The 23,724-nt window shown below is 47.9% G+C and carries 21 protein-coding genes; 6 read left to right on the top strand and 15 right to left on the bottom strand.

The annotated features are described in order from the left end of the window. Positions 1-7: 7 nt before the first annotated feature. From ACI5FR_RS19515 to ACI5FR_RS19505, 3 genes are all read right to left on the bottom strand, one after another. Complete coding sequence (locus ACI5FR_RS19515; protein ID WP_405457339.1) at positions 8-1,660, bottom strand: extracellular solute-binding protein; 1,653 nt, start codon at positions 1,658-1,660, stop codon at positions 8-10. 199 nt (positions 1,661-1,859) lie between these two features. Continuing rightward, entirely contained in the window at positions 1,860-2,954 is a 1,095-nt protein-coding gene (locus ACI5FR_RS19510; protein ID WP_405457337.1) for a response regulator transcription factor, read from the bottom strand. Position 2,955: 1 nt separating this feature from the next. Then, positions 2,956-4,695 carry a sensor histidine kinase gene (locus ACI5FR_RS19505; protein WP_405457334.1) on the bottom strand — a complete coding sequence of 580 codons (1,740 nt, stop codon included), beginning with the start codon at positions 4,693-4,695 and terminating at the stop codon, positions 2,956-2,958. Positions 4,696-4,976: 281 nt separating this feature from the next. On the opposite strand from ACI5FR_RS19505, the gene ACI5FR_RS19500 reads away from it, so the two are divergent. Continuing rightward, positions 4,977-5,846 (top strand): AraC family transcriptional regulator, encoded by an 870-nt coding sequence (locus ACI5FR_RS19500; protein WP_405457333.1) that lies wholly within the window; start codon positions 4,977-4,979, stop codon positions 5,844-5,846. A gap of 164 nt (positions 5,847-6,010) precedes the next feature. Here ACI5FR_RS19500 and ACI5FR_RS19495 read toward each other — a convergent pair whose 3' ends face one another. The 4 genes from ACI5FR_RS19495 to ACI5FR_RS19480 form a co-directional block, all read right to left on the bottom strand. Next, on the bottom strand, positions 6,011-6,646 hold the full coding sequence (locus ACI5FR_RS19495) for a class I SAM-dependent methyltransferase (protein WP_405457331.1): 636 nt from the start codon (positions 6,644-6,646) through the stop codon (positions 6,011-6,013). 121 nt (positions 6,647-6,767) lie between these two features. Further along, a complete protein-coding gene (locus tag ACI5FR_RS19490; protein ID WP_405457328.1) occupies positions 6,768-7,406 on the bottom strand; it encodes a stalk domain-containing protein in 639 nt (212 codons plus the stop codon). A 13-nt stretch (positions 7,407-7,419) separates the two neighbouring features. After that, a complete protein-coding gene (locus ACI5FR_RS19485) occupies positions 7,420-8,454 on the bottom strand; it encodes a hypothetical protein (RefSeq protein WP_405457326.1) in 1,035 nt (344 codons plus the stop codon). A 44-nt stretch (positions 8,455-8,498) separates the two neighbouring features. Further along, positions 8,499-9,122, bottom strand: a complete 624-nt coding sequence (locus ACI5FR_RS19480) for a GyrI-like domain-containing protein (RefSeq protein WP_405457324.1) — start codon at positions 9,120-9,122, stop codon at positions 8,499-8,501. Between the two features lie 299 nt (positions 9,123-9,421). Between ACI5FR_RS19480 and ACI5FR_RS19475 the strand changes: the two genes are divergently transcribed. After that, positions 9,422-12,394, top strand: a complete 2,973-nt coding sequence (locus ACI5FR_RS19475; protein ID WP_405457322.1) for an OmpL47-type beta-barrel domain-containing protein — start codon at positions 9,422-9,424, stop codon at positions 12,392-12,394. 169 nt (positions 12,395-12,563) lie between these two features. Further along, positions 12,564-13,994, top strand: a complete 1,431-nt coding sequence (locus ACI5FR_RS19470) for an HD-GYP domain-containing protein (protein ID WP_405457320.1) — start codon at positions 12,564-12,566, stop codon at positions 13,992-13,994. A gap of 100 nt (positions 13,995-14,094) precedes the next feature. On the opposite strand, the gene ACI5FR_RS19465 is transcribed toward ACI5FR_RS19470, so the two are convergent. The 3 genes from ACI5FR_RS19465 to ACI5FR_RS19455 form a co-directional block, all read right to left on the bottom strand. After that, positions 14,095-14,697, bottom strand: coding sequence for a GyrI-like domain-containing protein (locus tag ACI5FR_RS19465; protein ID WP_405457318.1), 603 nt, complete (start codon positions 14,695-14,697; stop codon positions 14,095-14,097). A 137-nt stretch (positions 14,698-14,834) separates the two neighbouring features. Beyond that, positions 14,835-15,293, bottom strand: a complete 459-nt coding sequence (locus ACI5FR_RS19460) for a DUF2269 family protein (RefSeq protein ID WP_405457316.1) — start codon at positions 15,291-15,293, stop codon at positions 14,835-14,837. A gap of 14 nt (positions 15,294-15,307) precedes the next feature. Further along, positions 15,308-16,036, bottom strand: a complete 729-nt coding sequence (locus tag ACI5FR_RS19455) for an NAD(P)-dependent oxidoreductase (protein ID WP_405457313.1) — start codon at positions 16,034-16,036, stop codon at positions 15,308-15,310. A 142-nt stretch (positions 16,037-16,178) separates the two neighbouring features. On the opposite strand from ACI5FR_RS19455, the gene ACI5FR_RS19450 reads away from it, so the two are divergent. After that, entirely contained in the window at positions 16,179-16,547 is a 369-nt protein-coding gene (locus tag ACI5FR_RS19450) for a winged helix-turn-helix transcriptional regulator (protein ID WP_405457311.1), read from the top strand. Positions 16,548-16,617: 70 nt separating this feature from the next. On the opposite strand, the gene ACI5FR_RS19445 is transcribed toward ACI5FR_RS19450, so the two are convergent. Further along, positions 16,618-16,866 carry a hypothetical protein gene (locus tag ACI5FR_RS19445; RefSeq protein ID WP_405457309.1) on the bottom strand — a complete coding sequence of 83 codons (249 nt, stop codon included), beginning with the start codon at positions 16,864-16,866 and terminating at the stop codon, positions 16,618-16,620. 88 nt (positions 16,867-16,954) lie between these two features. Then, positions 16,955-17,323 carry an isochorismatase family protein gene (locus ACI5FR_RS19440; protein WP_405457307.1) on the bottom strand — a complete coding sequence of 123 codons (369 nt, stop codon included), beginning with the start codon at positions 17,321-17,323 and terminating at the stop codon, positions 16,955-16,957. Positions 17,324-17,664: 341 nt separating this feature from the next. Here ACI5FR_RS19440 and ACI5FR_RS19435 point away from each other — a divergent pair, with 341 nt between their 5' ends. Continuing rightward, positions 17,665-18,450 carry an alpha/beta fold hydrolase gene (locus tag ACI5FR_RS19435; protein WP_405457305.1) on the top strand — a complete coding sequence of 262 codons (786 nt, stop codon included), beginning with the start codon at positions 17,665-17,667 and terminating at the stop codon, positions 18,448-18,450. A gap of 26 nt (positions 18,451-18,476) precedes the next feature. Here ACI5FR_RS19435 and ACI5FR_RS19430 read toward each other — a convergent pair whose 3' ends face one another. Together ACI5FR_RS19430 and ACI5FR_RS19425 are read right to left on the bottom strand one after the other, a co-directional pair. Beyond that, positions 18,477-18,956 (bottom strand): SRPBCC family protein, encoded by a 480-nt coding sequence (locus ACI5FR_RS19430; RefSeq protein ID WP_405457303.1) that lies wholly within the window; start codon positions 18,954-18,956, stop codon positions 18,477-18,479. A 116-nt stretch (positions 18,957-19,072) separates the two neighbouring features. Further along, positions 19,073-20,314, bottom strand: coding sequence for an MFS transporter (locus ACI5FR_RS19425; RefSeq protein ID WP_405457302.1), 1,242 nt, complete (start codon positions 20,312-20,314; stop codon positions 19,073-19,075). A 354-nt stretch (positions 20,315-20,668) separates the two neighbouring features. On the opposite strand from ACI5FR_RS19425, the gene ACI5FR_RS19420 reads away from it, so the two are divergent. Then, entirely contained in the window at positions 20,669-22,513 is a 1,845-nt protein-coding gene (locus tag ACI5FR_RS19420; protein ID WP_405457300.1) for a glycoside hydrolase, read from the top strand. Between the two features lie 856 nt (positions 22,514-23,369). Here ACI5FR_RS19420 and ACI5FR_RS19415 read toward each other — a convergent pair. Beyond that, entirely contained in the window at positions 23,370-23,579 is a 210-nt protein-coding gene (locus tag ACI5FR_RS19415) for a hypothetical protein (RefSeq protein ID WP_405457298.1), read from the bottom strand. Between the last annotated feature and the right edge of the window lie 145 nt (positions 23,580-23,724).

Genomic DNA, 23,724 nt, shown 5'->3' with positions numbered 1-23,724 from the left:
ACCTCTTTTACCAATCCACCATCTTGAAGCCTTCTTTTCTCAAGCTTTCTTTGTTGGCGTCCATGTATTTTTGCAGCGGATCGTATTTGAGACTGCGGTATTTGCGCTCCCATTCTTTGACTTCACGATCGAATTCCTCCATCGAGATTTTTCCGATGATCGCCGCTGTCGTGAAGCGATTGATTTCCTGCTTGATTTCCGACGTTTTTTTCAAGGCATCGTCCGGCTCCACATAACCGGTGAACGTCGTGTACCCTGCTTTCTCCGCCCGCTGGGCCAACGGCTTCTGACTGTCGTAAAATCGTTGAATGTAAGCGGGATCCGCGATCTGCAGGTCCTGGGTCGCCCGCGTCACCTCTTGACCGTCCGTGTAGCCGAACAGAAGCGCCAAATTTTTCACCCATCTTCTGTTCGGGTCGGCAAGCTTCTCGGCATTGGGAATCCGCTTTCCATCCTTTACGGTATACGTGTCGCCTTCTTGCCCCCAGAAAATGGCTTCCCGCAGCTCCGGTGAAGCGAACGCTTCAATCACCCTCCACACCCGGTCGGGATCTTTCGCCTGCGATGAAATGTACATGCCGAAAGTAGGATGGGCAGGGGCAGCCAACCCGGTATACGTGTATTTCGGATCTGCCAGCTCCTGTGGGTACTTTTTCAGCTCAGGCGCAAACAGCACCTCTCTTCCAATGTCCTTATTCGCCTTGGAGGGAGCAATCTGGTCTGCCGCGTTGTAGTAAACAAGAACCTCGTTGTTGTTAACTCTTTGACTAAACTTTGCTCCATCGGACGTGGCGAATTCCGGATCGAGCAGGCCTTCCTTGTACATGGTACGCATGACATCGACGGCGGCGCGATACTCTGGGAGCACGACATTCGGCACGATTTTGCCGCCCGTGACCCGGAAGCCGTACGGATTCGCTCCGTACCAGTTAAAAACAACCAATCCGCCGAAGCCGAATACGTTATCTCCAGAAGCCCGGTTGGCCATCGGAATTGCGTTCGGATTTTCCTTTTTCTGCTTCCGCATGACGTCGAGCCATTCGTCCACGGATTCCGGCCACTTGCCGCCATTGTACTTCTGCAGCAAATCGTATCGAGCGATAACCCCCGCGCCTTGCGGCGTTTTATCCATCGGCAGCGGGATGCGGAAATATTTCCCGGTCTTCGGATCTTTGGCCGCTTCCATCATCTCCGGCGATATCACTTTTTGTACGGCTGGCGACTTGTCGTAATATTTTTTCAAATCGATAAACGCCCCGTCCCTTGCCGCCTGCATGGTTGTGTCGAACACCGTGGTATAGACGAGATCTGGCAGTTTGCCGGAAGACAGCATTAAGTTGTATTTCGTAGCAAAATCGGCGTACTGCGGCACTTCCACCTTCAAATCCACATTGGCCTTCTTTTCGATAATATTGACTAAGAAGTTGTCGCTCGGATCGACGCCGTTCGGATGCCCAAGCCCAGCATCGGAGTAATAAAACGATACGTCGATTTTATTTTCCTTTTTTTCAGCCGCAGCTGTTGCGGTTGCCGTTGCCGTTGCGGTAGACGTCGAGACCCCCGACCCGCTTCCGCCGCCCTTCGAGCATCCTGATGCCGCAACAGCAACCAGCAGCGGAGCCGCTAATGCAAGCCGCCCCCATTGTTGCCCTTTCCTCATTCCTTTTCGACCTCCTGGTTTTCTTTTTTGAATCCGCATACAAAAGTGACCCGCTTATCCCTTACGGAATCCATTGTAATAAAAAAGAACCTCATTGAGAGGTCACTATGGTCTTCAAGAAGCCCAAATTTATCCTGACTTGTTGGCGGTCGGGACAGAATTGGAAGACAATTTTGTTCTTTTTCGGATAATTTTGCACTCAATCTTCCACCATTCGGTATTCGCTGGGCAGCATGCCGATCTGTTCGCGAAAGACCCGGGTGAAATACTTTTCATTCGGATAGCCGCATTTCTGCGCTACCCAATAGATCGGATTCGCCGTTTGTTTCAGCATCATCCGGGCGTTGGCAATTCTTGCATCCCGCACGTAGTCGTGAAACGATTTGCCGATAATGTCTTTGAAGCAAAGGCTGAAATAACTCCTGCTCATTGCGGCCTCTCTCGCCGCATCGGCAACCCTCAGCTCATCGCATAGATTTCTGTTGATAAACGAAACGGCCTTCAGAATGCACTGTGTCACTTCTCCGGAGTAGGATTTCAACAACGCTCCTCGCAGCTGTTTGCGAGCCGTCCTCAACCATTGCTCCCAGTCCGCCCACGATTCCAATGTATATAAAGGCGCGTTCGGTTCAACCAAATGCTCGGGGACGATGCGTGACCACTCCCATACCGCCTCCTGAAACAAACTTGCCAGCATCGGCGCGGGAAGCCTCATCCGCCGCAGCTCCGCCACATAATCGTGAAAAACCGGTTCATTGACAATCCACAGGAGGGAAGACCAGCTGGCCCGAACGGCCGACAAGTCAGGATCCGACACCGGAGAATGGGTGCCGTTCGACAAGCCGCCGGCCGAGGGATTACCGGTTTTTTCATTGAATGGATCGTTGAACCTCTTTTGCTGATCGCGCTCCCGCTCCTGGATAATGCGGCGGGAGATTCTGCCCAGAACCTCCTCCGCCTCTTCTTGCTCCAGTTGGACTTTGGCAACGTAATCGATAGCCCCGATCCTTAACGCTTCTTGCACCGTCTCGAATTCCTGATGAAACGTTAAGACGACCATCCAAATATGGGGGTACGAGTGAGCCAGCTTGCGCATCAGATCGATGCCCGACATAACCGGCATCGCCAGGTCGGTAATGAGCAGATCGACTTCATGCTGCTCGATAAACTCATAGGCTCTCTGGCCGTTGCTCGCTTCCCCGATAACGCACATGCCGAAATCCGACCACGGCATTGTGGCGATAAGTCCTTTGCGCACTAATTTGTCATCGTCTACGATAAGCACTTTCAACATCTCAAATGTCCTCCTCGATCGGAACATACAGCACCATACTCGTTCCCTTGCCGACCGTACTGTGCACCTCCAGCTTCGCCCTCCCGCCGTACTGCATGTCGATCATCCGGCTGACATACCGGATACCGATGCCCATACCGCTTTTGCGTCTCTCTGCGGATTCACCGGTCACAAGCCGTCGGAGATCCTCCTCTTCCATTCCCGCTCCATTGTCGCTGACTTCGATGCGGATGAACCGCCTGCTGTCATCGTAAGCCGCTTTTACTTGTATCCTTCCGTTGTCGTTGAGCCCGTGATACAACGCGTTCTCAACGAGCGGCTGCAGGAGAAAGCGGGGAATGGCCACTTCCAGCAGCTTGTCATCCGCCTCGATCCTGACATCAAATTCAAAATCGTAACGGATTTGCTGCAGCGTCACATAGTCCTTCAGAATCTCTATTTCCTGCCGGATGGTTGCAGTGCCCCCCTTGCCCATGTTGTAATAGAGCACTTTATTGAGCATCGAGATCATGCGGTCCAATTCTTTGTGACCGTGCAGTCTCGCCTCCCAGCGAATGGTATCGAGCGTATTATGGATAAAATGCGGGTTAATCTGAAACAGCAGCTTTTCAACCTCCAGCTTCGCCTTTTTCTTCTCATTCTCTTCCGCCTCTACAATCAACTCCCATATTCGCTCTCTCATTTGCTGAAACCTGTCCAGCAAAAAATCGAACTCGGCAATATGAGGGTAATGAAGCGGCGAATGAAAATCGCTGTTTTGCAAAGAACGAATTTCTTTGTTGATGCCCGAAAGCGGCCGGTAAAGCGATTTCCACAGCAGCCATGCCAAGAAAAGAGCAGCCCCTACCGAAAGAACGATCATTACGGCATATCGCATGACCCATGCATTCTTCTCCATTTCATAGGAGGCTTCAAGAATGACGATTGCCGCTTTCCAATCCTGTTTCGTATTTTGTACAAAAACATAGTGATTATTGTTGGCCATTTTGCCTGAATGCGTTTGCAAAAAGGTTGAGCCGATCGGGAATGCACGCTCGTTCTCGCTGTATACAATGCGGTCCTCGTCGTCGATCATCAGATGATTTTCATTCATGCCGGTATTATTGCTGCTGATGATATTGTTCAGCATGGAAAGATTTGTTTCAACGTAAACATGCAGATTGTCATATCCGGGCAGTAATATTTTTTTATCAACCGACAGTACAAGCGCATCGGAAGAAGGGTTCATTGTTCGGTGAGGGACATGGTAGTTAATTCTGCTGAAAGATGTTAATTGGCGCAGCTGTTCCGGATTAAACTCCGCTCTGATGCCCACTTCTTTAAATGCGGTTTTTCCCGTATCGGAAAAGTAATAATAGGTAAGCCCGACATTCGGATTCGTATATATCATTAAATCGATGTAATTTTGTATGTCCCGCTCGATTTGCGATTTCTCATACATATCGGTTGATGATAAATAGCGGTCGAACTGTTTCCCGATGCCTTGTTCGAACGAGAGCTGCATGGCTGCTTGATTTAACACGTTTAATTCGTTTTCAAGCGCAAAACTCACTTGCTGCAAGCTTTTTTGGATGCTGTTATGAATTTTGTTGTCAAAGATAGAGATTAACGAATAATAGGAAAGACAGCCGATCAGAAGAACGGGAATAATTGTGTTTAGGAGGAGAATAACAATCACTCTGCTTTTCAGCGAGTAGAGCAGGGAAGGAGGATTATTCAGCGCCGCAACTCGTGACTGCATAACAAATCCACCCCTCTTTTCCTGATATCATCTCATAATCACAACATTTGCCATTGCGGCCGATAATGCCGGCAGTGATATTAAAGCGTTTTCTTTTCATTGAAAAAAATTCTCTCTTTACCTTATAATTGTTGTAGCTGTTTGGTCTGTGCCTTCTATGGTGCGGTCAGCCTTCTTTTACAATAAAAGAATGCGGCTCCGCTTGTGTTCCAAATTATTTGTTGCATGTTCGTTTTTTTAAGGAATAGGCTATTATTTCTGAATGAAACGGGTGATGCGCGATGTCTGTTTTTCCTCAGTATCAGGACATTCTGACGTACAATATGTTCGGCAAGGACGATCTGCCCTTTTATATTTTGCTGAACAAGCTGTCGCGGAAGTATCCGCTCCATCATCACAACTTTGCGGAGCTTTCCTTTGTAATCGACGGTACGGCGCAAGAAATCCTGAACGGCAGGCCCCACCCTCTGCACCGGGGAACGGTTTCCTTGCTGATGCCCCATCATATGCACGAAATCTTGATCGAGCCCGGTCATACGGTCACGAAGTATTGCTGCATGTTTGACCTGAGCATTCTATTTTCCTCGCCTCCGGACAAATGGCTCGGTACGAGGCTGCTGACGGCAGGGAAAGAGCTCCCTTCTTTCGGGCAGCTGACGGAACAACAATCTCGGCATCTGACGAGAATAATGGAAGACTTGTTTATGGAATACCACTCTTCTAATGACGGCAAAAATACGATGATTCGTTCCAAGCTGTTGGAAGCGCTAGTCTTTTATATCCGCACCTGCCAGAAAAGCCGGGAACCGGACATCCTGCTTTTGCAAGACCGGAAACGGGATATTTTTGAAGTGCTTAAGCACATGCATCTCCATTACAACGAGCCGCTGACGCTATCGTCGGTGTCCGAGCAGCTCGACTGGAACTCTTCGTATTTAAGCCACGTGTTCAAAAGTATCGTCGGCAAATCGTTTATCGAATATTTGCATGAGCTTCGAATCGGGAGGGCTTCCTGCTATCTCCAGACGACGAATCTCAGCATATCCGAAATCGCGCTGGAGGTCGGATTTGACAACTTCCGGACATTCTCACGGGTTTACAAGGAACTCAAAGGAATGACGCCTTCCGAAGGCAGACTGTATTTGCAGTAAAAGCGGCAATGTCAACGCGAAAAACCCGGACTTCTTTTTTCAAAGAGGTCCGGGTTTCTTTGTGCGGAACGATCTAAAATATTGGAACATCCCTCAAACACCAATTCGTCTTCAGGGATATCGAAAATATCTCTATAATGCTTCTCTGGTATCACTAATGTGTGCTACCAGCGAACACTTGCCGCCAGCTCCCAGCAAATTTTCGGCTTCCCATAGCGGTGCATGTCTGTTTCCGTCAACACGTCGATCGCCCATCCGTCAAATAACCGCTCCAAGTCTGCTTTGTCAAAAAATCGTTTCCGTTGCCCCTCCCGCTCATAATAATGGTGTTCCAATTCGATTCCCTGCCCGGCACCGTAATGAACATCACGTGTGGAATTCAATCGGGCTAGCAGCAAACCACCAGTGCCAACAACTCTCGCGATTTCGCCAACGATAGAAACAGTATTGTCCCAGTGAAAATAATGCAGTGACAAGTCCGCGACAATCGCCCTCGCGCTGCTATCCGGAAACGGCAATCCGCCCGTCATATCGAACTGCATTGTTTCTGCGCCCGGAATATTTTTGTGTATAATCGCCAACGCATTTGAGGAGAAGTCGCAGGCGATGACCCGATAACCTCTTTCCGTTAAAAACAAAGAGTCGCAGCCAGAACCGCAGCCAAGATCAATAACCGGTCCATCTTGAGCCGATACCAGCCTCGGCTCATATTTTTCCAGCCAAAAATCCCCTTGTGGCTTGCCGAGCTTCTGTTCGAAAAATACCTCGTTCCAATGCTCAACTTCCGAACGCTTCGTCATAGTCAGTTCCTCGCTTTAGAGTGTAATAATTGGAAGCAAGGCAGCCGATCATCTGTCCGGCTGCCGTCGTGTAACGATTTGCAATCGTGCCGAGGGAGTTGAGGCGAATCTTTCACTTGGTCTATTGACCTTTATATTTGCCAAAAGAGATTATGTCGCGTTCATGTATACTTAGAATATGTGAGAGAGAGACTTGTTCACCATCCCTGACTAACAAACCAAAACGTGAGTTCATACCTGACCAACCTTCTATTCCATCATTTTCATAATTCCCCGATACATAAGTAATAGCGTTCTCCTTATTGGACCAAAATTCAATCCGGTTGGAATTCATGTTTTGATCTAGTTGGTCAACAAGCAGTAATAAGAAAAGCTTTTGAAAATCCGTGTTCTCTGGAATATCTTTATACCCCTCAGAATAGATCACAGTCGCTTTTGGGTTCGTGGTTTTGGTTTCGCCAATAATTTCATATGAAAAGCTGTACTTTCCGTGAAGAAGTGAGGCTACAAAATAAGGATATGGATTAGTGATTTCGACCGTATTTGTTTGCCCGTTCCAATTCACTTTCGCCCCAAGTGTTTCAGCTAGCGTCCTCGCCGAAATCATTGTAGTTCCATCTTCAGTAATTTGAACATTTGTATTAAGCCTATTGCCATTAATAAAAACTTGCCTAACAGCTTGAATGGCGTCTGTTGCGTAAACTGCTGTCGTAGCACTTAAAGCAATACCGAAGGCCAAACCCAAAATAAACTTCTTCAACCGGTTCCACTCCTTACAAAATCTCGCAATTGGCCAGCATCATCGATTCCGCCTCGTCCCAGAGCCGCGGTAGAAACTGCAGAACCTCCTCGGCACGTCGGACAAGGGTGTCAGGCGAGGTGATGCCGAGGTCGATTAGAAATTCCTCAAACGCCGGAGCTAGCTCAACTTGCAGTTTTGGGGCGTCTGTGGAGAGTATTTTGTGGCACCGGGCGAAGGTCGCCCCGATCCAGAACACGGCTTCGCGGTGATATCCGTCGCGGATAAGGTTACGGCTACCGTCAATCGCAATCGGTCGTGAAGCGGCGGTGATGTCACTGCTGAAGAAGAATGGGGTCTTGGCGTGCGCCGCAGCGACGTCGAAAGTACGGGCAAGCGCGCTCAGATGATGGCTGGTGCGCTGCGGGGTCCAATGCTCGCAGCCTAGCAGCCTCAACAATTCCGGATAGATGTCGGTTCGCCCGAACTCCTGAAGTACGTTGTACACAGCCAGGTAGCGAAGCCGCACGGTAGGGTTGCGAAGAGTGGCGACGAGAAGGACATGTGTGGTGACTCCGGTCATGAACAACCATGCCATAATCTGGTCATGCCATGGTGCTGTCCAATCGATGTTCCGTAACCCAAGCTCTATCTTCTGCCTAGCGTTGTTACAGCGGCGCCGCACCCATTCCCTCTCGGCAAAATGACGCGACACCTTCTGCTGCACGCCGCGCAGCTGTCCGGTAGGATCTGCAATGATGGTGTCCACGCGGAAGCTGCCGGCTAGGTGATACGATGTCAGAACCTCCTCGGCAGAGGCGATCTGGTTCCACGACAAGAAGGATATTTCGATCAGCGCATCTCGGTAGATGAACTTCCCCAGTTTTAGAGGTGGGTTTGCTTCAGTGGTAACAACAACAACATCAATGTCGGAGCCCACTGCCATCATCATGTCATCCGGCTGACCAACCGTCGAGCCGCTGAAATACGCCCCCATGAACCAGGCTTCCTGACTAATAAACTGCATGACCCACTCCGTTGCTGCCGCTCGAGCCGTTCCTATTTTCATGGATCATCCCTCCGATCCTATATTCGAATTCTAATATCCGAATATCAGGGTTTGTTTACAGGGAACCTTAACACCGTTTTCATCTTTGAGGGTTCAGTCTTACGGGGATCGGACAAATAGATTTCCCGGTGAATTTTGCTTGAACGATTGAATCCATGTTCCGTACAAAAGGCTTCCATTCGGGCGAAACTTTCCGGCTCCTCGTCAAAGCTACCAATATGCATCATTTGACAGCTCCATCCATCTTCCACATGCTCGAATCGAACTTTCTCCAGGTACGGGTTTTGTTTTTTCCTTTTCGTCTGTTCCAAAAATCGCTCGAACATTTCTTGCGTCAAAAAATCAGGCTGGCGGATCATGATCGTATACTTAAAATTGTTTTTGTCTGTCGCGGGTTTTGACCGATCAAGCAAGTCCCATTCGCCCTCAAGTGGAAAAACCGTATATTCATAATATTCAACGGGTACATCTTCACTTTTGTAGGACATTCGCACCGCATAACTCAAGCTGTACAAAGCTTCTGTTGCTTTGGCGAATTCCTCGCCATTCGGGTCCCCAGATCCACTGACCATAAAAAATGGCATCCTCGGAACTACCACAATTTCCGGCACCGTTTTTGGCACATAGAGTTGCTTAAAATCTTTTTTATAATCTATCTTTTTGCTCAAAGCCTGCATCTCCTTTTTTGCCTATATAGAAGCCGACAACATCACCCACGATCACTTAATAATATACGCTTACGGAATAGATTTCCCTTTATTTGTATGAAATAATTCGAAGTTGTTTTAGGTACACGGCCGATAATAGCCCCAAAAGCATCTGCAGCTTCTCGACCACCTTGAGATGGTTTTGGAAATATTGTCTATATTTTTTAAGAATCTGGCCATCCGAAACGAATACATTTTCTTATACTTAAACGGGTTACCAATTAATTGGTAATTAAATTCAATTAAAAGGAGTGCAAATGATGAGAGTACGCCTAGTTTCACTGGTTCTGACACTGAGTTTGTTTGCAAGCTTACTAGGGTTGAACCGTCATGCATCGGCGGATGCTGGCAACGCGAACGTCAAGGACCTCGGTACAATGTTCCCGGGCAGCATCTTGGTTATGACTTCATCGTTTGGCAAGGAAAAAGGCTCCAATGTCTTATACACCGTCGTTGCCGGTGCACCGGCTATTTTCGCCACTTATAACATTGACTCCGGCAAGGTCATTCGCCAGCTTCCGCTGGACGAAGCCGCAGGCTCTTGGAGTTTAGTAACGGACAAAAACGGAAACGTTTACATTGGGACCTATGCCTATGGGTACTCCTACAAATTCGATCCCTCGACCGAGACGTTGACCAATATCGGAAAAATTCCGGGCGAAACGTACGGCTACAGCCTGGTGGAGGGAAAGGACGGCAAAATATACGGGGGCACTTATCAGAACGGAAAAGTATTCGAATACGATCCGGCGACCAATGAAACGAAAGATCTCGGGGTCGTCGTTCCCGGAGAAAATTATGTTCGCGCGCTAGCGTATAACCCGGACCAAAATAAGTTGTACGCAGGAATCGGATCCCACGCGCATTTGGTGGAAATCGACCTTGCCACGATGGCAAAGAAGGAACTGATGTCCCCGGACGAATTGATAGATCCGTTCATCACGGAACTGCGGTATATCGATGGAAAACTGTTTATCGGTAAAAAACAAACGATGGTCGTTTACGATACGGCGACTAACCAGGTCATTAGGGAGCTGCCTTGGCTCTCGAGAGGCATCTCGCTGAAATCACCGGCGGGAAACAAAATCTACTACGCCTACTTGAATACAATCTATGAATACGACCTCGGTACGAATGTGGAAAAGAAATTGCTGGACCTTGGAAGCTCGAGAGTCACGCTGACCCCGGTCTCCATGGAGTTCGTCGAATTGAACGATCCGGCCTGGCCCGGATGGACGCTGGTCGGTTTGGCTGGAACATCGGGCCGCATGTTCAAATACAGCATTCCGCTTAACAAAGCGGCGATCACTTATGACATGGGGTTGCCGTTTACAGACCGGAACATCAATGCGATCGTGAACGCGCCCGACGGCCGGATCCAAATGGGGGGCTTTTTGTCCGGCGGCGGCATTACGTCCTACAACCCCGTGAACGGGGCAGTCGTCAAAACTCCGGGACTCGGACAAGTGGAAGGGTTTGGGGTGCTGAACGACAAGGTGTACGCCGGCGTCTACCCGAGAGCGGAATTGTTCGAATACGATCCAGTCACAATCGCAGGAAGCTCAGTTAACGAATTGGAATCGAGTGGACAAAACCGGCCCTATGCCGTACTCGGACTTCAGAAGGAAAACAAAGTCGCCATGGGTACGATCGCGTCTTACGGAAGCGTGGAAGGCGCTATGGCGCTGTATGACGTTAGTACCAAGCAGACGGCGGTTTATAAAAGTATCGTGCCGAATCAATCGGTCGTTTCCCTTGCCTATAAAAACGGAACGTTATACGGCGGTACTACGATTTTCGGAGGACTTGGAAGCGTTCCCGTCGCCAAAGAGGCTAAATTGTTCGGCTTCGAGATGAAATCCGGACAGAAGTCGTTTGAAGTTGTGCCGGTACCGGGGGCAACCGCTATCACCTCCCTGATCACCGGACCGGACGGCAATTTATGGGGCTTTGCCAACGGCACGCTGTTCATCTTTGATACGGAAACACGGCAAGTCGTATATTCGGATCCTAAGTTTCTCTACAAAGGGCAAGCCGAGTGGCGGAACGTCGTGATGACGATCGGAACGGACGGCAATGTCTATGGACTGTACAATACGGACAGCGCCTTTTTCAAACTGGATGCCGTCACCAAGCAAATGTCGATTCTGGACAATGACGCACGGACAGGCTTGGCGCAGGACGACTTCGGCAACTTCTACTTCATCCGCGGAACTCATCTGATCCAATATTCGGACCCGTCTCTGCAGGCGGGATTTACCAATCAATTACTGCTGAGCACGGCTTCTAATCCCGCTTTAAAACCGGGCGGTTCGATCAAGCTGACCTTGGCCGCGCAGTTGGAGAAAGGCCGGACCACTCGAAATCTGACCGGCGCCGCCATTCAATATTTCACTAGCAATCCTGCTGTGGCCACAGTCGATGCGAAAGGTCTAGTTAACGCGGTCGGCGAAGGCTCCGCTGAAGTTTGGGCCACGGCGGTACTGGCTAACGGAATTTCTGCCGTCTCCCAGAAGTTGACCCTTGTAGTCGATCGGACGCCGCCGGTCACACAAGCGGCAGTGAGTCCGGCGACAGGCAAGAACGGCTGGTACGTCTCGGATGGCATGGTGACCCTATCGGTGGAAGACAACTTGTCGGGCGCCGCCTCAACCCAATACCGACTTAATGGGAGTGCTTGGACCCCGTACTCGCAGCCGGTTGCGGTATCGCAAGAAGGAGCCAACGTTATGGAATACATGAGTGTCGATAAGGCCGGGAACGAGGAAGCCGTCCAATCACTCACCCTCAATGTCGATAAGACGCTGCCGGTTATCCAGATCGCCGGGGCGAGTACGTATACGGTGGATCAGAACGTAATGATTACGTGTACGGCTTCCGATACTGTGTCGGGCGTCACCTACAGTTCATGCGCGTCCCCTCTCGTTGATACCCCTGCTTATAAGCTGACTCCGGGCACGCATACGGTAACGGCGCAGGCGGAAGACGCAGCCGGGCACGTATCCACCGTGACGGCCGAGTATACGGTGAGTGCTACCCAGATGAGCCTGATTAACCTGATTCGTCAATGGGTCACAGGGCCGGGTGCGGAAGGCGTTCAGAATTCACTTATAACCAAGCTGACACACGGGCAGTTGGATGCCTTCCAGAACGAAGTGCTCGCTCAGAAAGGCAAGCATCTGGTGGAGGAATACGCCGACGCGTTGATCACCTGGGTTAAGGCGTTGAAATAACGATTACTAGCAAAAATCGCCCTCCCCTTCGGCTTCATACACTGGTGGGAGGGCGATTTTTAGTTCAAGTTACCGAACGAGTTACTAGCAGGATTTAACAACGTTCGTGTATAATTTGAGCATAAGCCTATTAGTAAAATATTAGCTTGCATCGAAAGTTGGAATGATGATGCCACGTACAACGCGCTCTTTAGTCATAACCATTTCTATCATCACTGTCATTCTTCTTCTTGCGTATGCGTATTTACTAACGTTCCCTGGAAACCTTACCATGTGGGGTCTCCCTCGTTTCCACTTTTACGTTATTACTCCAACCCTCTTGGCGCTGGCCATCAGTGCCATTGCCGTTGGCTGGACGGGGATTCGACTCCGGGATATGAATGTGCTTATGCTAGCGTTAGCGATCTTATCTCTCACCGGATTTTTTCTGATTCACGCGCTTTCGACCCCTGGGTTCATTATTGCCGATCAATACCATTTGGCAGGTGTGGCCTCACAAGTCGCGATGACAACGTGCGCCGTCTGGATTTTCCTATCGACCCTTCCATCGGACCACTCCTTTATCCGCTATGTGTCGAAGCATCGCAGGAGTGTTGTCGTCGGTTGGCTAACCTTTATCATTCTGATGAATATCGCGGCTCTTATGGATCCCAGCATTTCCGAATTGATACCTATCGATTTAATACCGCTAAACTATGTGATGGCTTTTCTCACCGTCTTCCTGTATCTTTGGGGGGCCAAGAAATATTTTCATCAATTTAAGTTAGTCAAATTTCCCTTGCATGCGGCTATCGTATTCGGTTCCATTCTCCTATCCATCACAGAGTGTGTCATGATCACAACTATGATGTGGACATTGGCCTGGTGGCTGTATCATGTCATCCTCGCGGTGTCGGCCCTGATGCTGTTGTACGGGATCATAGCCCAGTATCAGTCGAATATATCCGTATTTCAAACCTTTCATCAGGTCAATAGGCATCCATCTTGGGGTCAACCTCGCATTAGCATCTCCAGAAGCATGCAAAATCTGATTGTCGCCACGGAAACCAAGGATGCTTATACAGCAGGTCACAATTACCGGGTAGCCATGTACGGACTGCAGCTGGCCCAGGCCATGAATCTGGATTCCGAACTATTGCAAGCCCTAGCTCGGGGCGGTCTCATTCACGATGTTGGGAAAATCCAAGTTCCTAGTGAGATCCTGAATAAACCGGGTAAGTTAACTGCGGACGAGAGAATCGTGATCGAGCAGCATCCTGAGATAGGCTACGAAATGTGCAAATATATTGGCTTCATGACCGAAGAACTGTCCGTCATCCGGCACCATCACGAAAAATGGGACGGGACCGGGTATCCGGACAAGCTGAAAGGCAAAGAGATTTCACTGCTCGCTAGAATCCTTGCCATCGCCGACGTATACGATGCGTTGACTTCGCGAAGATCATATCGCGAACCCTGGTCGCAAGATCGCGCGTTGCAGCTGATTGTCGAGGGCAGCGGCACCCACTTTGATCCCGAATGCGTCTCCGCCTTTGTGCGACTGTGTAATAGAGGGGAATTGGTTGACCCGCAGGCCAGGGAACAGCAGCAACTGGCTTAAGCGATTGAAAATGGAGCTGGTTTGAGCAATAAAAGGATGGCAATTTCGCCATCCTTTTTTTTTATTCTGATTATGCCAATTATTCGTATCCTGTGAGAGCTTAAATCCGTTCAATAGGAACCCGAACGATCGTTTGCCAATTTTCAACAGGATTCCAGTTCGGCGGATTCATATATATTTCGCGAGTCCGACCACGGGAACGAAAACCTTGGGAACCGACAGTGTCTATGATGTTGCTTTCTGTACTTGTTATCTCGTCATAATGTCCAAGATGCAAAGTGTGCGCACATAATCCTTGGGTGATCCGTTTGAATGCAGGCGTACAAAAATCCCTGTCTTTATTCTTGGTTCTCACGCTGTGAACCGCTTCGTTCACGAGTTGCTGGTCAATTTGCTCCGGAACCTGAACCATAACGGTGCGTTTCCAAAACCCATCGGGTTGTTGAACATGCCAAATCATTTCAAATGGCATATGCCGGAAATTATATTCCATCCGTTTCGAAGTCATACTTCTTAACTGATTCTGAACCCGGGAAAACATCCAAATAAGGGAGGGCTCTTCCTTAACCAAGTCTTCTCTTCTGCCTTCATTCTCAATCACTAAGAAATTCAAGTCAGGAATTTCATGTATTACAATGATGTTCGGCTTAAGTTGGTAGACCGATTTAAGAACTTTTCGGTTATCCGTAAGTTTGACCGCCATTTTCTTTGGATCCCCTCCCAGTGGACTTTACACAAAAACACCTAAAAAAGGTATTCTAGACATTTAATAAAAATCCTGTTGCCACTATCCCGGTTAGTAGAACAAGCAGCCCATAATGCGGCTGCCTGAGGACTTCTTTAAAATGGTTTAACGACCATAAGCACGGTTATTGCAATCATCAGCAGCTGTGACATCGACTCGAGCGGCGCGATCTTTTTCATGGCTCGTGCGAACTCGTCAGGAACTTCATCTCCTTGGTCTTGACTTTCGGATAGGTTCTGCATGATCTTTTTCATACGCGGCTCGATCAATCCGCCTATTATAACGATCATGAGCAGCGATAGCAGGATGGCTAAATTCAGCCACATCTGGGACAATCCCATCGTGGTTATGATCATGAGCCAAACCCCGGTAATAATAAGTACGGCTCCGCCAATTTTGGGCAGTATGGCGAGCTTGGTCGTTATATCGAAAGCAAAGCGAAGCTGGCCGGCGGTTCTGGCGGATCTACGGATGACGGGCACCACGAAAGCGGGACCGATTACGGCAATCGACGCCAATATATGCAAAACGAGCAGCAATCCAAACAAACTCATCCTTATTCTCCTCCTCAGCTCACCGGAATATTGCTACGGTAGGCGAGACCGACCCTTTTCCATTTAAACGGCCCTGAGAGTTCGATATGGTTCAACATACAACTCGCCACATCCTCATAAGCGACATCCAGCTCTTGTAACCGACTGAACAAATGACCGGCTATCTCGGCCTCGGAAAGTTCCTTTATCGTCTCCGGAATGGGCACGGGCAAGGTTTCCGTTGTCACATGCAGACGAACCGGCGCCGGATGCTCTATCGAATCAATCATCGTTCCTGGACACATAATGGACCAATCGAGCTGAGTCTGCTGCAGCCTCTCGAGATTCCGATTGTGATTTTTATACATGGGCGGGAAGCCGGGCAAATTGTTGCCGATGAGATCGGTATATGGAATATCCAGCAGGCCGGCGCCTCCCATTAACCATACCCGCCCAGAGAAACTGGGGTGGTTTTCACATTGGCTTACAATGTTATCGACGATACGAACGAACTCTTCTCCCTGACCCGCATGACCGGCTGCAACAATCGCGGCGTCTTGATGGGAGAGCGCTTCGCTGACGCTTACCGGGTCCAAGATATCGCTCACGATGACGTTCACTTGCTGTGCGGTATGCTCGTCTTGCTGTTCATAAAGCTTTTCAGGATTTCGCACAAATGCGGTCATTTGGTGTCCCATCTTAACCCCTTGCGCCAGCACCCTTTTTCCCGTATTTCCCGTTGCTCCGAAAACAATAATGTTCATCGTCCGTTCCCTCCTACAAAATGACTCTCGAAGTTTTTATCTTTGGATTGACTCAAGCTTAGCATCGCTCTAAAATCTTGTTAAGAACCCACTTTCATGTAGGGTACTTACTTAAAAGTAAGCATGAACAGGGAGGGCTATCATGTTTGTCCGCGCGGAGGCTGGTGAGGAAAGGCAATGCCCTATCGAGACGGTGATTCAAGTTGTAGGCGGGAAATGGAAGCCTTTAATCCTATGGCATTTGTTGGACTCCTCGAAGAGGTTCAGCGAATTGGAAAAGCTGATTCCCGAGGTAACCCAGAAGATGCTGGCGCAGCATCTTAGGGAGCTGGAGAACGATAGATTGGTGACACGAACGATTTATCCATCGGTCCCTCCTAAAGTGGAATATGCGCTCAGCGAATATGGAAAGACGTTGATCCCGGTTTTGGAAGTCATGTGTGAGTGGGGCGAAACTCATAATAGGCCGAGCGTGAAACCGGCCGCCTGGGTAACAGCTAATCCAGGGTAATCAACGAACAGGAACAGGTCGCCGCAGCGCCTGTTCCTGTTCTCTTCCCCATCCTCTTTATTCTCTAATGTTAATAGTCGTACTTAACCTCTTTTCTCTGACGTTTAAGTATGTAGGTATCATCATTTTCCTTAACCGCCAGTTCCCAACCCTGGTCTCCTAGAATATTGAATACCCTAATTAAAGAGAGATCATTGAACGAGGGAAGTATGGCCTCTTCATGTAAATAATATTTCACTCCAAATTGATCGACCTTTTTTATTAGAACCATATATTCATACTTGATGAGCACATTTTTGACAACGCGAAATTTTAGCATCTAGCTCCCCTCCTCACAATTTTCTTTCCCCTCTCCCCTGGCGTATAGGAGGGAGGGGATCCTCCGTTGCTGCACAAACCCGAAAATCTTATAAGTGTGAAATTGCTTCCTGTGTTGTCCAAGTAGCACTGGCAAATGCTTGGTAATTGGTGACGGCTGCTTGAAAATCCCTTTCACTTGTCGCTGCTGTGGCATCGTAAACAACGGCTGTTTCAAACCCATTTTCGATTAAATGCCGCATATGGGACTCTACACAAATGTTGGAAAGGACCCCTGCAAGAATCGTCTTTTCTTTTCTATGTTGACGTAACTGGTATACCAAATCATTAGTTTCTGGACTAGCAACCTTATGTGGAGTTGAAACAATTGTTCTGTTATCAAAAATGTAAGGCTTGAACGATTGAACAAAATCAGCTCCTACAGACGGTGGAGTGTAAGCATTTGCCACTTGATACATTCTTAATCCCAATAACATTTTTTGTTCATTTCCAGTAAATCTCCAGCCAAAATGTTAGATGAAAGCCTTTTCCCACGGGACTCAAAAAATCATTTTGTGGGTCTGTTATTACAATCGCAGTATTAGCGGGATGTGGTTTAAACATGACATACATACCTCCATCAGTATGGGCTTATGTACGCATGTTATGCAACTACATTGATTTGGGTGTTGTTCCTGTTTATTAGAAAGCGCCGTTCCCCGTCAAGGCGATAAATAGGCAGTCACCATTATTCCTCTAGGCGAGTATCTTGGGGTAGAAGATTTTTAATCGATACCCATCTATTACTGGAGGAATCGCCATGGGATATTATGTGCTTGTTGAGCCTGGAGTAAGGTTATACGTGGAAGACGTAAACCCGGGTGGCGGCAAGACCGTCGTTTTTTTGCACGGATGGCCGCTCAGTCATAAGCAATTCGAATATCAATTCAACGTGCTGCCCGCGATGGGTTACCGCTGCATAGGCATCGACTGGAGAGGCTTCGGCAATTCGGATAAACCGTTTCATGGCTATACGTTCGACCGGTTGGCCGAGGACATCCGCATCGTCGTCGATACGCTTCGCTTGCAGCATTTCACGCTGGCGGGGCACTCCACCGGCGGGGGGATCGCGATTAAATATGCGGCCCGTTATAGGGACAGCAGATTATCCCGTCTCGTCCTTATCGACGCAGCGGCGCCCCGGGGCTTCACGAAGGAGACCGCCGACCGGCTGCTTGCCGAGACGTTGAACGACCGGCCCAATATGATGAGGGGCATTACGAACACCTTTTTCTTCCAATATATCACGAAGCCGTTCTCGGACTGGTTTTTCCAACTGGGCATGGAGGCGGCGGGCTGGTCCACCGCGGCGGTCATCGTGATGCTGAGAGACGAAAATCTGGATGCGGACGTGCAACAAGTAAGCGTTCCGACGTTGATCGTTCACGGCACACACGACAAGGTCATTCCTTTCGCGCAAGCCGAGGAGCTGCATCGGAAAATAAGTAATTCGCAGCTTGTGCCGTTTCTGTACAGCGGCCATGGCGCCTTCTACGAAGAACGCGACAAGTTCAACCAGCTGTTAAGCCGATTTATCGTTTCATAAGCTTGGGCGCCGAATCGATTGACCTATTATTCGGTGTATTCGGCAAGATTCTCCAGAGTCGACCTCAATCCAACATCATGATCTTCCTTCCGAATTCCTTCGGGTACGTTCTCACAAACGACCGTAACATTGGTGCCTTCCGGAACAGCTGTTAAGGTCCATGTCATAATCATCTCTCCGGCGTAAACGGGATCCTCAGACTCGAATTCTACCGACCATACAATTCGCTCTCCCGGGGTGAGCTCTAAGAATCTCCCTTTGGAGACGTCAGTATCTTCCGAGGTCTTGCCTTCTACTGGATGGTCCGTTCCGATATAAGATAGGGATATGCGATAGGCTCCACCGGCCCGAGCGTCGAACTCGAAAATATGGCCTTTCATCCCCTTCGGCGGCAGCCACAAAACCAAAGCCCGCGGGTCCACGAATGCCTTATAGATCGTTTGCGTTGATGCCTTGATGATTCTCGAAGCAGAGTCAACTCTCTTCTTATTCGACTCACTTGCCATAACTTCAACCTCCAAAGTTGCGTATTTGTAATCAATTTTAGCACAAAATCCATAACCAGCATCTCGCATGACGCGTAATATTTTTCAAGAACATGCGGGGAAATGAGTGAGATATATTATATTGGCTGCCTCCGATGATGGAAGAAGTAATAAATTACAAGAGTGACTATCATGATAAGTCCACCGACCAGGAACATCATGTGATAGCTTGTCATTGCTGCAAAAATACCGAGTAAATAGGAGCCTATCCCATACCCTGAGTCAAAAAGCGCTAAAAATGTACTGATAGCGACTCCTCTGCGATCACTGGGGGAAGCTTTAACCGCAATGGTCATAAAGCTAGGAAAGATAGCCCCATATCCGAGTCCAATTATTCCTGCCGTAATAAGAAAGACAGGAGCCGAATAGGCTTGGCTTAACCAGATCATCCCGAACATAAATAAGATCATTCCTGGATAAGCAAGGACATGCTCTCCTTTTCGATCGAACAATCGCCCGGTAAAAGGTCGAGTTATGAGGATCATCAGGGCGAGAATGACAAAAAAGTAGCTTGCACTCTGCTCCAGCCCAAGCGTGTTGGCGTATACGGAGATAAATGTAGATAAGGCACCATAAGAGAACGCAAGAAAAAAACCAGCTATCGAAATGGGTATCGCCGCCGTCTCCATGTAACGTCGAAACCCTTTGACAACTACCTTTGATGTTAAACGGTTCACGTAGTTCGGGAACCTTGTAAGCATCCCGAACAATAAGGACAGTAGCGAAAATACAACAACCGCAGAAAACATGAATCCATAGCTAATGTGTGTCGTTATCCATAAGCCTACAAAAGGCCCTATGACCATCGCAAGACTCATAAACAAACTAAAATACCCAACTCCCTCTCCTTTCCGATGTTCGGGGATCGTGTCCAGAACAATGGCTGAAGTGGATGTAGTCACAACCCCAAAAGCAAAACCATGAATAAACCGCAATACGAGTAGGACCGAATAGTTGTCAATGATTGTATAGGACAAGCTACATAATGTAGAAATAATTAATGAAATATTTAAAAGGTTTCGTCTGTTTGTCTCTTCTAACCACTTTCCGGTCAAAGGTCTGGAAATGACCGCAGTAATGACAAAAAGCGTGATAACAAGTCCAATGCTTTGCTTACTCCCATGCAGCTCATCGAGTACAAATTGCGGCAAGGTCACAACTAAAATATAAAAGGTCATAAAAATAAAAAAATGACTTAAACTTATCGTTACAAAATCCCGACTCCATAATCTGTCTTTCTCCACGCCGATCCCTTCTTTCTTGAACACGCTAGATTGTTGAATCATGCTTTGAATCACGAGCTTTTGTATGGCGATCATTCGAATTCGTTCCATACTCATTTCGATAGTTCTATTATAATCGAATTATAGAATATTAACACCAAGAAAAATCCACGTTTCCCACTATTATTGCTATGGAAATGTTGTTTTATCCATAAGCGTTCAAATCAAGACCTACTAAAAATGTGTCTTAAACTACCTCAACAATTATTTTAGTATAATAAATGCCATATTATAGCTACTTTTCGCCATTTTATTTTCGCCAGCTGGGCCATACATTTATGTTGAAAGCGATTTCTAGATATGAATGGAGGTGGAGCGTTAAAGCACCGCATAGCCCAATATGGGAAGTTATGTTTGGTTGGCACTAGTAAAAAATAGGAGGATCGATGAATGAAGTTATTGGGTAAACAGAAATCGTTAATGGCCATCATACTTTCTCTGGTAATGACCTTCTCACTGATGGGATTCGCTGGAGCAGAAACGAGCGGGCAGCATCCCGCTGCGTCAAATGGACAATCTTTTGAACTCGATGCTTACGCTCTTCGTGGGCCTCAGGATTCGAGCGCCAAACTGTATCTTACGGTTTTGCCCCCCGTCGCGCAAATTGCCGCACCTGATCAGCTTAAACAAGTTCAGGTTAAAGTGATCGGAACTAACGAGCAACTGCAGAGTACGAAAAACAGTAAAGACGTTTCTTCACCAAATGGCAGCGCTGTCATTGATCTTGGTGACGTACCGCTGCAAACGCAAATCTCTGTTCAGGTGCTTGTCCAAACCGCTCAAACGGGTAATACTGAAGTTCTGACTGCCGAAACTGCTGTTACTGAGTTTGCTATAAACGCTCATCAGACAGTAGTGTCCGACTTCCAGGGCTATGGCTCGCAAATGAATGCGCATCTGTATACGGCGATCAACACGCAAGGCACAAATAATGTACCGCCTGAGGACGTTGCCAATAATTTAGAAAGTAAAGTTGCTTCCCTAAGACCTGGCTTGAGCCGAATTTTCATCACAAAAGAGGACTTCTTGCCAGGTAACTCCAGCCAATTGGAGTCTTTTTATAATACGGTACAACTCGCTCAGAAAATCGGGGCTAATGTTAACATTACATGGCAGTCAGCACCTAAGCCAATACCGGATACGCCGGCCCAGCTTGATGCGGATATTCAAAGCCGTATGCAGAATTTTGCAAACACTTTGGTTGATTTGATCAAAAATAAGGGCATAACCGTCATCAAGCAAATTACGATTCAAAATGAGCCGAATACCCCAGGCACATGGATATCCCAGAATATTCCGGTCAATGAGCGATATTACCGCACGCTCGACCAACTCTTGACGGATGCGGGTATTCGCGATCAAATCCAATTTGTTGGCGGGGATTTGATTGCCGATAACCAGGCAGCATGGTTCAACTACATGGCCGATCATATGGGCGACCTTCTAGACGGATGGTCTGTGCACATCTACTGGGATTACTGGGATACTGCAAAATTGCAGTCGCGGTTGACCGGTATTAAAGCCATATACAATACCATTGCGCCAGAAAAGCGCAAACCGCTGTTTGTTACGGAGTATGGCGTTCGGGGTTACAAAACATATGGCGACGGCAGTAAAATTAATGATCCAAATCCTTATCAGAGTGGCGCTCTTAAGCAAACACTCGCCGGTTATTACAAAAACAGCGATGGAAGCTATACGCCAATTAGCGAAACCAATATCAGCGCGTTTGAACAGGCGTGGTTCAATATGCTGGGCGCCAACTTAGGTTTTGGTGGATTCTCGAAATGGGATATGTACAGAGCCCAGTACGATATGGGCTATCAGGATTACTCGCTGATTGGATATGTATTCAACCCAGAACCCGGTCAGGATCGTTGGCCCCTTCGCCCTGCTTATTACATGGAATGGCTCTTTGGAAATGCAACAAGTGTAGGTTGGCAGGTACTCGGATACAACGGCACTTCAGGGGCCAAACTGATCACTCCGTATAAAGGCCCGAATAGCGAATTAACCCTGTTCGCGCTCAGTACCGATCAAGCCGCCGCGTCGTTCAGCATCGGAGATTTGCCGGCCAACACGAATTTTAATGTGATCATTTGGAATGCCGACGGCAGCGGCCAATTGTCGAACGCAGGAAATGTAAACTCCGGTAACACAGGTACGGTTTCGGTCAATGCTCCGGCCGGAAGTTTGGTTTGTTTGACCACTGTTTCATTACCGGAACTCCCGTAAAAGCTTCAAACGAATTTCATCTTTCTAAAATACCCCTTTCCGTTAAAGTCTGCGGATAGGGGTATTTAAATGAAGTTCTAAATGTTACTGTATCCATTAATACCTTGTAAGTAATAAGCAATATTAATTGCAAAATTACTAATACAAAATATATAGTTTCAAACTTAAAATTCAAGTTAGCATCAATAATTCTTCCGATTACTATGAAGACAAGCAACCATCTGCTGAGTATATAATACTTCATCTAGAGTACTCCTCATTAGGTTTTTTCGTCTTCGACTGATTTCATCTAAAGTATAAGAGGATCTTTGTCCAGTCGTATAGTCATCTAAAACGTGCAGTGACCTTTTATCCACTCGAACCCCCACCAAAATCGCGCTAACAATGGCGGCTATGCCAAAGGTGACGACCGGATGGAGCTGAAAAGGATGGACTGGTGGCAGGCCAGTGCCGCTTGCAGGTCACTCACTACACGGACGATCTTGCCCTGCCAAAAGGTGAAATCGTCAGTATAGGTGTTCGTTTGGTTCCCAGTAATGCTGACGAACGCTGCTGTAAAAAATTGAACTTTACTGCCCGTCTAGCAACAAAGCCGACGCCACCCATTCGCATCCGCATCCCCCGTAGCTTTTATCGGCCGACCAATTTCTTCAGTACCTGCTTGGCTTCACCCAAATCCTTCGTCCTGGGATCGATGAAGGCCATCAACCTGCTCTGCGCAAGGCCGAATGGTTTCACAACAAGGCCGCCGATCATATATAGCCTTATTGCACTAGCGTGTCCCAATAGCTTAATGCGAAATGCCTATGTCGGACCAGGCCGCATAGGGGCCTCCACTATCGTACTCCGAGGGTGTTTAAGGCATACCGTACTTCTCTTCAAACTCTTTTATCAGTTCATCTCTTTTATCTTTTCCCACAAGAATCCAGGTCTCATCTTGAAGTCGGGTTGGAATTAACATTTCAGCAGTATCGATTCTTAGGTTTTTACCAAAAGGTGTTAGTGCGAAAGAACTTAAAAGTATAATTAGGATTGCAATTCCTACTATCATCCGTTTTACATTCATGTCTCTTCGTCCCCCAAACCGTTCTAAATACTTAAACGAATGCAGGAAGACTTTGTTGCGTTATCTGCCCCATTACTTCCCTCGGTATTAAGGAATTTTCTCACGTATGCTCGCTCATTCGCAGGATTACGCCCTCTTGAAAAAC

Origin of the sequence: Paenibacillus sp. HJGM_3 (assembly GCF_045062745.1) — a bacterium.
Lineage (GTDB): Bacteria > Bacillota > Bacilli > Paenibacillales > NBRC-103111 > Paenibacillus_AA.
Note: the sequence above shows the minus strand (reverse complement) of the source record. Positions and strands in the feature narration are given on the sequence as shown.